The 14,425-nt window shown below is 45.1% G+C and carries 11 protein-coding genes; 5 read left to right on the top strand and 6 right to left on the bottom strand.

Features of this window, described 5'->3' with window-relative positions:
* Positions 1 to 41 precede the first annotated feature (41 nt).
* Positions 42 to 1,385: an Nramp family divalent metal transporter gene (locus LKO26_RS10865; protein ID WP_227587888.1), complete on the top strand. Its 1,344-nt coding sequence runs from the start codon at positions 42 to 44 to the stop codon at positions 1,383 to 1,385.
* Here the strand turns inward: LKO26_RS10865 and LKO26_RS10860 are convergent.
* Together LKO26_RS10860 and LKO26_RS10855 are read right to left on the bottom strand one after the other, a co-directional pair.
* On the bottom strand, positions 1,317 to 1,889 hold the full coding sequence (locus tag LKO26_RS10860; protein ID WP_227587887.1) for a thioredoxin family protein: 573 nt from the start codon (positions 1,887 to 1,889) through the stop codon (positions 1,317 to 1,319). The two genes, LKO26_RS10865 and LKO26_RS10860, sit on opposite strands and share 69 nt — an antisense overlap.
* Positions 1,889 to 3,988 carry a TonB-dependent receptor plug domain-containing protein gene (locus tag LKO26_RS10855; protein WP_317206385.1) on the bottom strand — a complete coding sequence of 700 codons (2,100 nt, stop codon included), beginning with the start codon at positions 3,986 to 3,988 and terminating at the stop codon, positions 1,889 to 1,891. The genes LKO26_RS10860 and LKO26_RS10855 overlap by 1 nt, the downstream gene beginning before the upstream one ends.
* Positions 3,989 to 4,138: 150 nt before the next feature.
* Here LKO26_RS10855 and LKO26_RS10850 point away from each other — a divergent pair, with 150 nt between their 5' ends.
* The 3 genes from LKO26_RS10850 to LKO26_RS10840 all read left to right on the top strand — a co-directional run bounded on the left by LKO26_RS10850 (position 4,139) and on the right by LKO26_RS10840 (position 6,796).
* Positions 4,139 to 4,678, top strand: a complete 540-nt coding sequence (locus LKO26_RS10850) for a nucleotide exchange factor GrpE (protein WP_227587886.1) — start codon at positions 4,139 to 4,141, stop codon at positions 4,676 to 4,678.
* A 63-nt stretch (positions 4,679 to 4,741) separates the two neighbouring features.
* On the top strand, positions 4,742 to 5,857 hold the full coding sequence (dnaJ, locus tag LKO26_RS10845; RefSeq protein WP_227587885.1) for a molecular chaperone DnaJ: 1,116 nt from the start codon (positions 4,742 to 4,744) through the stop codon (positions 5,855 to 5,857).
* Between the two features lie 66 nt (positions 5,858 to 5,923).
* Entirely contained in the window at positions 5,924 to 6,796 is an 873-nt protein-coding gene (locus tag LKO26_RS10840) for an alpha/beta hydrolase (RefSeq protein ID WP_227587884.1), read from the top strand.
* A gap of 24 nt (positions 6,797 to 6,820) precedes the next feature.
* Here the strand turns inward: LKO26_RS10840 and LKO26_RS10835 are convergent, their stop codons facing one another.
* From LKO26_RS10835 to LKO26_RS10820, 4 genes are all read right to left on the bottom strand, one after another.
* Positions 6,821 to 7,513 carry a DedA family protein gene (locus LKO26_RS10835; RefSeq protein ID WP_227587883.1) on the bottom strand — a complete coding sequence of 231 codons (693 nt, stop codon included), beginning with the start codon at positions 7,511 to 7,513 and terminating at the stop codon, positions 6,821 to 6,823.
* A gap of 219 nt (positions 7,514 to 7,732) precedes the next feature.
* Positions 7,733 to 8,845 carry a peptide chain release factor 2 gene (prfB, locus tag LKO26_RS10830; RefSeq protein WP_227587882.1) on the bottom strand — a complete coding sequence of 371 codons (1,113 nt, stop codon included), beginning with the start codon at positions 8,843 to 8,845 and terminating at the stop codon, positions 7,733 to 7,735.
* Between the two features lie 89 nt (positions 8,846 to 8,934).
* Positions 8,935 to 10,056, bottom strand: coding sequence for an NAD(P)/FAD-dependent oxidoreductase (locus LKO26_RS10825; protein WP_227587881.1), 1,122 nt, complete (start codon positions 10,054 to 10,056; stop codon positions 8,935 to 8,937).
* Entirely contained in the window at positions 10,056 to 11,399 is a 1,344-nt protein-coding gene (locus tag LKO26_RS10820) for an AAA family ATPase (RefSeq protein ID WP_227587880.1), read from the bottom strand. The genes LKO26_RS10825 and LKO26_RS10820 overlap by 1 nt, the downstream gene beginning before the upstream one ends.
* Positions 11,400 to 11,642: 243 nt before the next feature.
* Here LKO26_RS10820 and alaS point away from each other — a divergent pair, with 243 nt between their 5' ends.
* Positions 11,643 to 14,300, top strand: coding sequence for an alanine--tRNA ligase (gene alaS, locus LKO26_RS10815; protein WP_227587879.1), 2,658 nt, complete (start codon positions 11,643 to 11,645; stop codon positions 14,298 to 14,300).
* Positions 14,301 to 14,425: the final 125 nt, after the last annotated feature.

The raw sequence follows: 14,425 nt of genomic DNA, 5'->3' as shown, positions 1-14,425 counted from the left end.
ATGAAATGATGTACTTTTGTTAGGTTAATCTAACATTCAAAATGAATAATCCGTTTAGAAAAGCGTGGCGGTCAGAGCGCAGTTCCAATTCCTTATCTGAATCTTTTGCTTCTGTGGAAATCCCTAAAGATGCAGGATTCTGGAAAAAACTTTTTGCGTTTGCAGGTCCGGGTCTGATGGTGGCGGTAGGCTATATGGATCCTGGAAACTGGGCTACAGATATTGCCGGGGGTGCGCAGTTCGGGTACACCCTGCTGTCGGTGATTCTGATATCCAACCTTTTTGCCATCATCCTGCAGCATCTGTCCGTGAAACTGGGCGTAGTGGCAGAGCGGGATCTGGCTCAGGCCTGTAAAGATCATTTTCATCCCGTGGTGAATTTCATTCTTTGGCTGTTCTGCGAAATTGCCATTGCCGCCATGGACCTTGCCGAAGTCCTGGGAACGGCCATTGCCCTGAACCTCCTTTTTGGCATCCCCCTCAGTTGGGGAGTTGCCATCACTATCGTAGATGTTTTCGTAATTTTGTTGCTGCAAGCCCGGGGTTTCCGCTGGCTGGAGAGCATTGTAGGCGGTCTCATTTTCATTATTCTGATTTGTTTTGCCTATCAGATGGTTATTTCCCAGCCGGAAATTTTCCCGATTCTGAGGGGGCTGGTTCCGGACAAGGAAATTGTCACCAATCCCTCTATGCTGTACATTGCCATCGGAATTCTGGGAGCTACCGTTATGCCCCATAATCTGTATCTGCACAGCAGCATTGTACAGACCCGAAATTATGACCGCACCACACCCGGAAAACGCGAAGCCATTAAATTCGCCACCATAGACAGTACTGCATCTCTGTTTCTCGCCTTTTTCATCAATGCGGCCATTCTCATCGTGGCAGCCGCTACTTTTCACACCAGTGGCAATCATGACATTGCAGATATTCATGATGCACACCGCATGCTGGAACCGCTGTTGGGCACCAGCCTTGCCAGTATTGCATTTGCCATCGCCCTGCTGGCCTCCGGACAAAATTCTACCCTCACGGGTACGCTGGCAGGACAGATTGTAATGGAAGGCTTTCTCAACATCAAACTCAAACCATGGCTGCGAAGACTGATTACCAGGCTTATTGCTGTGGTGCCAGCTTTTTTCGTGACCATCATGTACGGCGAAGGCGGTACTGCTGATCTGCTGGTTCTCAGTCAAGTTATTTTGTCCATGCAACTGAGTTTTGCGGTGGTTCCGCTGGTCATGTTCACCGGAGATAAACTGAAAATGGGAATTTTTGTGAACAAACCATGGCTGAAAATCGTGGCATGGATTATTTCATTCATCATTATCGTGCTGAATCTGTACCTGCTCTATCAAACTTTTTTTGAAGACGGATTTGTTTAACCTTAAAACAAAATGCTGATAAATACTACCCCATTTCAGAAACTGCCGCAGTATTTGCTGCAGATCTTCTGCAGATAAAAAACCACTGTACTGAAACTGTATTTGGTAATCTTTGTCCAGAATGTTTATTAACGGATAAGAGCCTTCTTTCTGAGCCAGCTCAATTGCCAGCTGATGCGTGCCGGTACCCCTTCCCGTCGGTTGATACCGGAACCACTGATGATTCCATAAAACTTCTGCTCTTTCTTCTGCATTGAAACGGATGAAATAAAACTGATCACTGAGGATTTTTAGGAGACCCTTGTTTCTAAACGTGGTATGCTCCATCGCTTTGCAATACGTACACCAGTCGGTATACACAAAAATAACCATGTTTCTTTCCTCCTGTTTCTGAAGTTGCTCAATGTCCGCAATCTGGTGATGCGGCAACTGAGCAGCAGCTGTTTGCGCAAGCACCAAACTGCCCGCTACAATTATTTTGAGGATGTAATGCTGAAGTTTCATCACTGATCTAATCTGAATCTGATGCCTAGAAACCCTCTGATTCCCTGATTGGGTGCATACATATAGGCAGTGTCGAAAGTGAGCGCATACGGATTACCCGGTGTAGCAATCACCTGACCGCCCGGACCGTATTCCACCTGCTGATTAAAAGGATCTTCTGTGCGGGAAATTAAAAAAGGAGTATGTCGGCCTGGCGTCCAGTTCAGCAGATTTTTGACGCCACCATACACCTCAAAATTTTTAAATCCGCTAAACGTCATCTGAACATTCTGCAGGCTCCACCACGGTGACATTGCGGGTCTGGGATCCAGCTCACCGGCAAGTGGCAATCGCATCGGTCCGAAGACATTTCCGGTATAATCCACCGTCAGATTCCATGGTCGTATTTTGTAGGAAGCCGCCCAGGTACCGCTAAATTTTTCAGTGAGCATCTGCTGTGTCCGTTGACCATTTACAGTGGTTTCATTTTCCATAAAGGTGCCGCCAAGAATCAACTTTAAACCTCTTGCAAAATTCAGGTCTGCATTAAGGCTCAAGCCTTTGCTTACCGCATGTCCATTCATATTATCATACACAATGCTTTGCGGGTTTTCATAATCCGGGACTATCCTGTTGGTAAAATACGTATAAAATGCGCTCGCTTCCAGAGCAAGAGAACTTCCTGTGTCCAGATAAATTTTCCTAATGAAATTCAGGTTCACATTATACGATTTCTCAGGCTTCAGATCATTCAGAATAATAACTTCCCGGGCTCCGGTGAGTGCCGCATGATCCTCGGTAAACAGATTCACCACCCGGAAACCGGTTCCTGCGTTGAATCTTAAGATACTGGTATCATTCAAAGACCATTTATAAGCCAGTCTGGGCGTAAAAACAGATCCATGATGGTAATGGAAATCATAGCGGGCTCCCAGTAACAGTGTATGCCCGGAGGCCAGATCCATTTCATTTTGTAGAAAGATGCCGGGAAGCCAGGTCTGTTCCGCCTCATGAGCAGTGGCAGCTGTATTATCCTCATAAAATGAATATCTGAGTGCAGCACCGGCCAGCAGGTCATGTTTTCCATACTTTTTATCCCAGGTAACCTGTCCGAATGCAATGTTCTGATGCGCAATATAAGACGTATCCCCATAGCGGCTGTCCTGATTATGGCTGATGAATGAAAACCCGAAAAACACAGGATCTTTCACCGGGAGCTGGTACATTCCTATGATTTCGGCTCTGCCGGTATAGATGCTTTCGCCATATATTTCACTGCCACCCCTGTAGGATGGATTCCACCGTACATCTCCGCCCCACCGGTCTTCATACACGTATCTGCCAGCAAGACTGAACAAACGGTTTTCCCTCCGACGGAAATTCCATTTCTGAAAAACGGAAATCCGGTCCTGCAGCGTGACATCGGTAAAATGATCGTGGTTATCATCTGTTATATTCTGATAATTAAAATAATTCAAACCCGTTAAAACAGATGCTTTATCACCGGCATGGATTTTAAAACCTACATCTGCATTATACTCGCCCCAGGCGGTGGACATCACATCTGCCGAAAAAACCGGTGCCTGCTGCGGATTCCGCGTGATGATATTAATAAGTCCGCCTACCGCCTCACTGCCGTACAAAGATGAAGCCGGCCCCTTCACGATTTCAATCCGTTCTACCATTGCATTAGGAATTCCGGAAAGTCCGTACACCGTACCCAGCGAACTCACAATGGGCATTCCGTCAATTAAAACCATGGTATAGGGACCCTCCAGACCATTGATGTGGATATCTCCGGTGTTGCAGATATTGCAGTTCAGTTGCGGACGGACGCCATTGACATTCTGCAGTGCGTCAAATATTGTGGGAGTAGGGTTTTTCCGGAAGAATGCAGCACTGTACACCTCCACCGGAACCGGACTTTCCAGTCTGTTCACCGCTTTCATGGTTCCGGAAATCACAATTTCATCAATGTCGGAAGTTTTAAATTGCTGGTCTGAAATCCGGATTGAATCCAGGGAAGACGTAGCAATGGAATCACGCTGAGCGAACAACTGACTCTGCCCCGACCACAAGAGGATGCTGAATGCTGCGAAAATAGAAAAAACAGGTTTCATGGAACAGTAATTATACTGCAAATATAGAAATGTTAGCCCAGTCTAACAAATTTAATTATCAACACCTAATTCATCTTTAAAACTGCCGAAATGTCCATCTTTGTTATTTGGCAAAAATTTTGAGAACCTATGCTAAAGAAAATAATCATTATGTCAGAAAATAAAGATATACACGAAGAAAATCTGAATCTACAGGAGGAAAATCATACGGAAGAGAACGTCATTCAGGAGGAAAAAATGGCAGAAGAACCTACTGCCGAAGAACTTTTGGCAGAAGAGCGTGACCGCTATGTAAGGTTATTTGCAGAATTTGAAAACTACAAAAAACGGACTTCCAAAGAGAAAATGGAGTTTTTTCAGTATGCCAACCAGGATCTGATGATTTCCATGCTGGCAGTTCTGGATGATTTCGAACGGGCCATCAAAGAAATTTCAAAACGCGGTAACGAAGCAGATCTGCAGGGGGTGGAACTTATTTACCAGAAACTGAAAAACAAACTGGGCGAAAAAGGCCTGAAGGAATTGGAAGTAAAATCCGGAGATGACTTTAATGTGGATTTCCATGAGGCTATTACCCAGATTACTGCTCCGTCTGAAGACCTGAAAGGGAAAATTGTAGACGTCATAGAAACCGGATATACGCTTCACGATAAAGTCATTCGTTTTACAAAAGTAGTCACCGGAAATTAATTAAAATAAATATGGAGAACCGGCAGCACAGACTGCCGGATTTCCTTTTTTGAAGAAAAAAATATGGCAAAAAGAGATTACTATGAAGTGCTAGAGGTATCTAAAAGTGCTTCAGCAGACGAAATAAAAAAGGCCTACAGAAAAATGGCGCTGAAATATCACCCAGATAAAAACCCGGGTGACAAGGAAGCCGAAGAAAAGTTCAAGGAAGCTGCAGAGGCCTATGAAGTGCTGAGCGACGAAAACACAAAAGCACGCTACGACCAGTATGGACACGCCGGTATGGGCGGTGCCGGTGGTTTTGGTGGCGGCGGTTTCGGAGGCATGAATATGGAAGACATTTTCAGCCAGTTCGGAGATATTTTTGGCGGACATTTTGGCGGCGGCGGTTTCGGCGGCGGCCAAAGACAGCAGATGCGCGGGTCTAACCTGCGGGTACGCATCAAACTGAACCTGGAAGAAATGGTAAACGGAACCCAGAAAACCATCAAGGTAAAACGCATGAAACTGGCTCCCGGTGCTACTTCCAAAACATGTACCACCTGTAACGGAAGCGGGGTTCAGGTAAAGGTAATGAATACCATGTTCGGACAGATGCAGACACAGACCCACTGCGGAACCTGCCAGGGTACAGGAAAAATAGCCGATAAAATTCCGGCCGGAGCCAATGCACAGGGACTCATCAAAGAAGACGATGAAGTAACCATCAACATTCCGGCAGGCGCCAGAGAAGGCATTCAGCTGAACGTGCGCGGCAAAGGAAATGATGCCCCTTTTGGCGGTACTCCGGGCGATTTACTGGTGGTGGTAGAAGAGGAAACAGATGCCCAAATCAAGCGTGAAGGAGATAACCTGCATCAGGAACTTTATGTTTCGTTTGCAGAAGCGGCTCTGGGAACGCAGAAAGAAATTCCTACCGTAGGCGGCAAAGTAAAAATCAAAGTCGACCCGGGCACCCAGTCCGGTAAAATCCTGCGTCTGGCAGGCAAAGGCTTACCCAGCATAGACAGCTACGGCAAGGGCGATATGTTTGTACATATTAATGTATGGACCCCTCAGAAACTGACACCCGAGCAGAAAGAATTTTTTGAAAATCAATTGAATAAGGGTGAAATGGTAGCTGAACCCTCCGGGAAAGAAAAAACATTCTTCGATAAGGTAAGAGATTTATTCAATTAATCATATTCAAGAGGCGCTGAGCCTCTTTTTTGTTTTACAGTACGTACCTTTGTCATGACCATGCGTATGAAATCTTTTTTGCGAAAAATACCGGTGCTGCTTCTGGGAGCAGCGGGTCTTACGGCATTTACCTCCTGCAATAATAAATACCGGGTGTGGGTAGGTGATAATGGTGATCAGAAAATCTATAACCTCCCCTATGGCGAAGACCCGAAACAGGTTATGGATGTGTTTTTGCCAAAAAATGCCCCGTCGGAATCGCCTGTAGTGATGATTGTGCACGGCGGTGCGTGGAAGTATGGCCGCAAGGAACACATGATCATGATTCAGAAATATCTGCACGAGCATCAGGTGCCAACCGTCAATATTGATTACCGGCATGCCTCCCGTAAGAAGCAAATCACCTACCGCGAGCAACTGCAGGACTTAGACCTGGCAAGACAGCAATTCAACACACTGGCTCCCAAAGCCGGCCTGTTGCCCGACCATTATATTCTTCTGGGTGAAAGCGCAGGTGCCCATCTGGCCCTGCTTTACGGCTATCAGCATCCGGAATATGTGAAACGCCTGATTTCCATGAGCGGACCGGTAGATTTTCACAGTTCTACTTATCTTTCTTCTGCTCACTCGTGGTACAGCGCACCTACTTTACAAACCGTGGTCGGCGAAAAATTTAACCGAAAAAATCTCTCCGAAAAATTCAGGGAAGCCAGTCCGGTAAATTATGTGAGCCATGTGCCCACGCTGATATTTCAGGGGGATTCAGATTATCTGGTGAACCGGAATCAGGCTCTGAAACTGGACTCGGTATTGAAGGCGAAAAAGGTACCTCATCAGTTGGTTTACATGAAAAACACCGGACATACTCCGCGTTTTTTCAGTAAGCATAAGCGGGACAAAATTATCTTTCCGGCCATTCTGAACTGGGTAAAAAAATAACCCGCTTGCGAAGCGGGTCAGTATTTATTCAGGATTCTGAGGATCAAAATCGCGGTCTTCATGTTTGTTAAAAATCATTTTCAAAATCAGCGGCAGTGTGGTTACCGCCACAATGACCAGAATAATGAGTTCCAGATGTGCCTTCAGGTCAATTCCGAACTGGTCTATGAACAGTTTATCCAGATAATGTCCGGCAAAAATCAGTGAAAATGACCACAGGATACCGCCGATGATATTATCTACCAGAAATTTACGTCTGTCCATATCTACAATACCTGCCACGATGGGGGTAAAGGTACGCACTACAGGGAGAAATCTTGCCATAATGATGGCCAGGGATCCATGCTTCTCAAAAAAATCATGGGCCTGCAGCAGGTATTTCTTTTTAAAGAAAAAGGTATCTTCCTTTTTAAACAATGCCGGTCCGGTACGGCGCCCGAACCAATACCCTACCTGATTTCCCACTACAGCTGCAAATGCAATGCAGGTGGCCAGTAATGTAGTATCCCAGAAATCGCTGCCGGTGGAGCCAACACTCTGTGTCACCAGTTCTACTGCATAAATCCCCGATACAAAAAGAAGACTGTCGCCGGGCAGAAAAAAGCCCACAAATAAACCCGTTTCTGCAAATATGATAAATAAGACGAGCCAGAAACCACCCATTCTTATATAAAATTCAGGATTCAGAAGATCCTTCCAACTTTCATAATGTTCCATATTTGCAAAGATACAAAACGGGCATTTTTTCGGGGAATGATTTACTGTTAAAGTTTGCCAATTTTAAAGCCCGTTTTCACGCAACTTCCGGAAGGTTTACCCGTGCGATGCACCACCTTCCTGATTGGAGATGATGACTAAATCATGCACACAGGAAACCTGCCGGATTCTCACCCTGTAGTTTAGACCATCCAACATTCTGCTTTGCCACAAAAATTGCTAAAACTCGAGATCGTCATCTGAAACTGCCGTTCCATCAGCCATCAGGAAAGATTTGAGGAAGGGTGTAATTTCGCCGTTCATCACCGCATCTACGTCCGAAGTTTCATAACCGGAACGCACATCCTTCACCAGTTTGTACGGATGCATCACATAATTCCGGATCTGGCTGCCCCATTCTATTTTCATTTTCCCCGCTTCAATTTCGTTCCGCGCTTTCATTCTTTCTTCCAGCTCAATTTCGTAAAGTCTGGAGCGTAAAAGCTGCATGGCTTTTTCTTTATTCTGCAATTGGGAACGGCTCTCTGAGTTTTCGATGATAATCCCGGTAGGTGCGTGTCGCAAGCGAACTGCCGTTTCCACCTTATTCACATTCTGTCCACCGGCACCGGAACTCCGCATGGTTTCGAAGGAAATATCGGCAGGGTTTATGTGAATCTCAATGGTATCATCTACCAGCGGATAGACATATACGGACACGAAACTGGTATGGCGTTTCGCGTTAGAATCAAATGGTGAAATCCGAACCAGGCGGTGTACCCCGTTTTCGCCGCGCAGGTATCCAAAGGCAAATTCGCCTTCAATTTCAAGGGTGACGGTTTTCACACCGGCCACATCACCTTCCTGATAGTTCAGCTCTCGTACTTTGTAGCCATTTTTTTCTGCCCACATATTGTACATCCGCATGAGCATAGACGCCCAGTCGCAGGATTCCGTACCACCGGCGCCGGCCGTAATCTGAAGTACTGCAGAAAGCTCATCGCCTTCATTAGAAAGCATATTCCGGAATTCCAGATCTTCAATTTTACTGATGAGTTCGGGGTAGGCTACATCCAGTTCCTTGTCTGAATCCGGATCTTCCCGGGCAAACTCTGCCAGCACCTGAATATCCTCGAATCGGGAGAAAATCTCATCATAATCATCTACCCATTTCTTTTTGGACCGGAGCTGCTTCATGAAGACTTCAGCCTCTTTGGGGTTATCCCAAAATTCGGGTGCCGCCGTCTTTTCCTCGTCGTTGGCGATTTCTATTTTCTTTTTCTCAATCTGTAAAAACCGGTATAAATCCGCAATACGGGACTGAGTTTCTTTTATTTGTTCCTGACTAATCAATGTGAATATTTAATCTGCAAATTTACTATTTAAAAATAAATTCCGGATGCATTCAGCAGTTTTAGATGCAACATATGCAACCAAAGAATCTAAAGCATATCTGCTGCTTTTTCACCCATCACGGGTGCCAGTGCCACGCCCATTCCGGAAAGCCGGGCCACTAGAAGCTGCCGGTTCGTAAGCCTTTTCATCACCGGAAATTTCTCTGCACCCATGGCCATAATGCCACTCCACCGCTGATCCACACGAACAGTTTTGCCCGGCAGAATAACCGTTTTCAGAAAATCTTCCAGATGATGCTGAAGGAAATCTGTCGTGACCATCTCCAGGGTTTCCTCCGCCTTAAAGTCCTGATTACGTCCGCCTCCCAGCAAGATGCGGTTACCCACATTCCGGAAATAATAAAATCCTTCGTCATAATGGAAAGTACCCTTCAGTTTCAGATTTTCTATGGGTTCTGTTAAAAGAATCTGCCCCCTCGCCGGAGTAACCTCAGCATCAGGCACCAGGTTTTTGGCAAAAGCGTTGGTACACATGATGATTTGGGCCGCTTCCACCCGGAAATTTGTGCCTGTGACGATTACTTGACTATCCTCCTCATTCACTGCCGTTATTTCTGTTCCGAAAAGAAATTCAATATCCTGATCCTGACAGCGCTTCATCAAATTCATCAATAATTTGCCGGAATGTAAGGCTCCTTCAAAAGGATTTTCAATAAGGTACTCTGCCTCTGCGAAGCCGAATATGTCCTTTTTCTGCTCATTCAGCACAAAGGTTTCTGCCACTCCGGTAATGGACGAAAGTTTTTCATTAACCTCATCCAGATGCTTCAAAACTGCTCGGTCTTTCAGCAGTTCATAGCCGCCGCACTGCTCATAATCAATCTCATCTGCCCCGAAAAATTGCTGAATTTTCTGCAAACCATCAAACCGCATTTTCACCAGATTCAGCGTCTTCTCCCAACCCAGCAATTCCGAATCTGCCAGAACCTCGGTAAGGCTGCCGAAACAGGCAAAACCGGCATTTCTGGTGGAAGCACCCAGTGGGATAGCACTCCGCTCGGTAACCAGCACGGACTTTTCCGGAAATCTTTCCTTTACAGACAGAGCGGTCCACAATCCTGTAAACCCGCCGCCTATAATGACAACGTCCCTTTTCCGGAAGAATGTTTCTTTCTCCCACAAGCTTATGGCAGGAAATTCAGGCTTCATTATTTATCATCGTTTTTCCCGAAACCAATCTGCCGGCGTGGCATTTCTACCACTTTGTAGGTATCCAGTTCGTGTTTCAGATTCTCTATTCTGCGCGAAAACACATCATAATCATTGGCAGAAACTTCATAGATAAACTGCTGCACAGAATTCAGATAATCTTCCGTCAGTTTGCTGGCCGCTTCTATAAGGCTGTTCTCCAGAATGGATTGGTCAATGACAAAATCGGAGTTTTTCACCTTCAGATAATGATTTCGGAGCCGCTTTTTCACGCCCTGTGTAAAATCAATCACCATGGTATTGCTGAAGAGTTTCATGCGCGAGGCGTACTCCTTCCAGAACGGTTTGTAATCTGCCCCGTTATGCTCCAGGATACGCATCAGAAGGGCGTCTTTGTCCAGATTCATCATCAGATAACGCATAATCATTTCGGCCCGCTCGCTGGCATTCGGTGGGAATACCGGAATTTTCACATCAAACCTTCCGGGCGCGAACACTTCAGAATCCATACCCAAAAGGTTATCGGCAGCCACTACCATCAGTAATTCTTCATTCACAAAACGATGAATGCTGTGCAGAATAATTTCTTTGGTCTCTTCAAATTCCGAATACTGAGTGTTTTCTGAAGAGCGGTCACGTGCAATCTGGTCAAAATTTTCCAGAAACAGCAACACCTTGTCCTCTTTCATCATGGTGGTGAGGTAATCGTTGAAATCTGCCTTTTCGCCGTTAATAAAAGAAGTACCCAGAAACGAGTTTTTCACTTCCTTGAATTCATAACCGATGATTTCGGCAATTTTCCTTGCCCAGAAAATCTTGCCGCTGCCTTTGGGACCATACATGATGATTCCTGCAGGTTTATAAATCCCCCAGTCTCTGGCCTGTTGCCCGTCTATGAAAGGATTCAGCATCTCGGTGATATAAAAAAACAAATCCCGGTAACCTATGAAATCCCGTTGGGTGAGTGAGGTTTTTTTTCCAAAGTAATTATATACAAAATTATAATTCCCGCCCAATTCATGATCTATTCCATAACTGGATACCGAGGATTTGTACATGCCGTTTTCAAAGAGGTTCGGCTTCTGCTTTTTAATCACTTCCTCCACTTTCTCTACCGGTTGGTTAATCTGTTCTGCAATATCTTCCGAGGTCTTTTCCTCCACCAGATCCCTTTCATAGTTCAGCAGGAACTTTTTGTTTTCACGGGCAAACTTCAGAAAATCATCCTTCACTTCCATATTCGGATAGAGGCATTCTGAAAGTTCCAGATCAAAATCATCGATAAACTGCTTGATGCTGTATGTGGAAACCCCGAGTTCCAGGGCCAGTTCGGTAATATTCATAAAAGCTGATTTAAAAATAAGATTTAAAGATACGCATTTCCGGCGAAAACTTTCTCCCGCTCGATCAGCAGAAATAATGCCGTGCGGGGAAAGTTCTATAGGCAGCCTTCGCAGAACCTCACAATTTTTACATCTAAAACTTTGTTCTCATAAGTTCCGGCAACGTTTAATCAAGTAAAAATCATTAAATTTGCAGTCTTAAAAAAGCAGAAAGCCCAGAGCCGGACGCGCAAAGTTTACACTATGACCTCACAACAGATACGCCAGCAATTTCTGGATTTTTTTCAAAGTAAAAATCACCTCATCGTTCCCTCGGCTCCCATCGTTCTGAAAGACGACCCGACGCTGATGTTTTCCAACTCCGGAATGACTCAGTTCAAGGATTATTTTCTGGGATACAAAGAACCTAAAGCACCGAGAATAGCCGATACCCAAAAATGCCTGCGGGTTTCCGGAAAACACAATGATCTGGATGATGTAGGTCGTGATACCTACCACCATACGATGTTTGAAATGCTGGGAAACTGGTCATTTGGTGATTATTTTAAAGAAGAAGCCATTCATTTTGCATGGGAACTGCTGACCGAAGTATATAAAATTCCGAAGGAAAATCTCTACGTGACCATCTTTGAAGGTGATGCATCCGAAAATCTGGGTCGTGATGAAGACGCTTATCAATTCTGGAAAAAGCATATAGATGAAAGCCGAATCATTAATGGAAACAAGAAAGACAATTTCTGGGAAATGGGCGAAAGCGGACCCTGCGGACCTTGTTCCGAAATCCATGTGGATCTGCGTACAATAGAGGAAAAAGCAGCCGTACCCGGAATAGAACTCGTGAATATGGATCACCCGCAGGTGATTGAAGTATGGAATCTGGTTTTCATGGAATTCAACCGCAAGGCAGACGGTAGCCTGGAAAAACTTCCGAATCAGCATGTAGATACCGGAATGGGTTTCGAGCGTCTTTGTATGGCACTTCAGGGTAAAAAATCCAACTACGACACCGATGTTTTCACACCGCTGATTGCCAAAGTAGAAGAACTTTCCGGTAAGAAATATACCGGCATTCTGGAAGACGGAAAAGACATTGCCATCCGCGTGGTGGTAGACCACATCAGAGCAGTAACATTTGCCATTGCAGACGGACAACTTCCCGGCAACGGAGGCGCAGGCTATGTCATCCGCAGAATTCTGAGAAGAGCCATCTCCTATTCTTATCGTTTTTTAGGAATGAAAGAGGCCTTCCTCTATGAAATGGTGGCCATTCTGAAAAAAGAGATGGGAAGTTTCTTCCCTGAGCTGGAGAAGCAGGAAAAACTGGTTACAGAAGTCATTAAGGAAGAAGAAAATTCTTTCCTGAAAACCATTGAACTCGGACTGAAACGCATTGACCTGATTATTAACGAAACGCTGGCCAAAAATGAAAAAACACTGCCCGGTTCTGCTGTATTTGAACTGTACGACACCTTCGGCTTCCCTGCAGATTTATCCAGGATTATTGCCGAAGAAAAACAACTTACTGTAGATGAAGAAGGATTCAATGCGGAAATGGAAAAACAGAAACAGCGTTCCAAAAAAGATTCTGCTGCCAAAGTTCATGACTGGGTAGTTCTGGAAGAAAAACCTGAAATATTCGTAGGTTATGACCAGACAGAAACCGAAACCTATATCACCCGCTACCGGAAAATTGAAAATAAGGATGGTGAATTTTATCAGATTGTACTCTCCAAAACACCATTTTACCCGGAAGGTGGAGGCCAGATAGGTGATAAAGGCATTCTGATTCCGAGTTATGTGGAAGGATTCGACCTCTCCAACCCCAGCCTTACCGATGTAAAGGATTGTTCCGAACTCATAGAAGTACTGGAGACCAAAAAGGAAAACAACCTCATCATCTCGCTCATAAAAGAGTTACCAAAAGATGCCGGCGCGGTTTTTTATGCCAAAGTAAATACCGAAGAACGCAGAAACACCCAGGCCAACCACTCTGCTACACACCTGCTGCACGAAGCCCTGCGCGAGGTACTGGGCACGCATGTGGAGCAAAAAGGTTCTTATGTGGGACCCGAATATCTGCGGTTTGACTTCTCACATTTTTCAAAAATGAACGAAGAAGAACTGAAGCTCGTCGAACATAAAGTGAATGCAAAGATCAAAGAAAACATTGCGCTGCAGGAATATCGTGACATTCCGATTGCAGAAGCTATGGAAAAAGGAGCCATGGCACTTTTCGGTGAGAAATACGGGGACAAAGTGCGCATGATTCAGTTTGGCACTTCCAAAGAACTTTGCGGGGGAACACACGTGAAAACCACCGGCGAAATAGGCCATTTCAAAATCTCCGCAGAAAGTTCCACTGCCGCCGGAATCCGCAGAATAGAAGCCATCTCCGGTGACCAGTCTGCCGCATATTTTAAAAATCTGGAAACACACCTGGCTGAGCTGTCTCAACTGCTGAAATCCAAAGACATTACCCGATCTGTAGAAAAACTGATGGCAGAAAATGCTGAACTGAAAGCAGAGGTTGAAGCCATGAAAAAGGAAAGAGCCAAAGCGGAAACGGCCAACTGGAAAAACGAATACCAGGATCATGGTGATAAAAAACTGCTGGTGAAAAAAGTCTCACTAGATGCCGGTTCCATCAAGGATCTGGTATTTGGACTGAAAAAAGAAATTCCGTCTTCTGTAACGGTCATCATTACAGATGCCGGTCAAAAACCACTCATTTCCGTAGGAGTATCAGAAGATCTGGAAGGGAAATACCATGCCGGAAACATTGTAAAAGAGCTGGCAAAAGAAATCCAGGGCGGCGGCGGCGGCAATCCGGGATTTGCTACTGCAGGCGGCAAAAACCTGGCTGGTATTGATGCCGCAGTACAGAAAGCAATGCAACTGTAAGATCTATTTGACTTAAATACAATATGCTTCTTTTTTTTAAGGAGCATTTTTTTTGTTTCAGAGAAACGTCCGGATTTATTTTTTTATTAAATTTGCTATACCGTTTGAAACGAATCATTTAGACC

The organism is Chryseobacterium sp. MFBS3-17, from assembly GCF_020687745.1.
GTDB lineage: Bacteria > Bacteroidota > Bacteroidia > Flavobacteriales > Weeksellaceae > Marnyiella.
Note: the sequence above shows the minus strand (reverse complement) of the source record. Positions and strands in the feature narration are given on the sequence as shown.

What these genes read in the sequence shown, in the direction of transcription:
- LKO26_RS10820 (WP_227587880.1), bottom strand. Translation starts at nt 11,399, where the DNA reads ATGAATATTACCGAACTGGCCCTGGAACTCGGGGTTTCCACATACAGC.
- LKO26_RS10860 (WP_227587887.1), bottom strand. Translation starts at nt 1,889, where the DNA reads ATGAAACTTCAGCATTACATCCTCAAAATAATTGTAGCGGGCAGTTTG.
- LKO26_RS10865 (WP_227587888.1), top strand. Translation starts at nt 42, where the DNA reads ATGAATAATCCGTTTAGAAAAGCGTGGCGGTCAGAGCGCAGTTCCAAT.
- LKO26_RS10850 (WP_227587886.1), top strand. Translation starts at nt 4,139, where the DNA reads ATGTCAGAAAATAAAGATATACACGAAGAAAATCTGAATCTACAGGAG.
- LKO26_RS10825 (WP_227587881.1), bottom strand. Translation starts at nt 10,056, where the DNA reads ATGAAGCCTGAATTTCCTGCCATAAGCTTGTGGGAGAAAGAAACATTC.
- LKO26_RS10835 (WP_227587883.1), bottom strand. Translation starts at nt 7,513, where the DNA reads ATGGAACATTATGAAAGTTGGAAGGATCTTCTGAATCCTGAATTTTAT.
- dnaJ (WP_227587885.1), top strand. Translation starts at nt 4,742, where the DNA reads ATGGCAAAAAGAGATTACTATGAAGTGCTAGAGGTATCTAAAAGTGCT.
- alaS (WP_227587879.1), top strand. Translation starts at nt 11,643, where the DNA reads ATGACCTCACAACAGATACGCCAGCAATTTCTGGATTTTTTTCAAAGT.
- LKO26_RS10840 (WP_227587884.1), top strand. Translation starts at nt 5,924, where the DNA reads ATGAAATCTTTTTTGCGAAAAATACCGGTGCTGCTTCTGGGAGCAGCG.
- LKO26_RS10855 (WP_317206385.1), bottom strand. Translation starts at nt 3,988, where the DNA reads ATGAAACCTGTTTTTTCTATTTTCGCAGCATTCAGCATCCTCTTGTGG.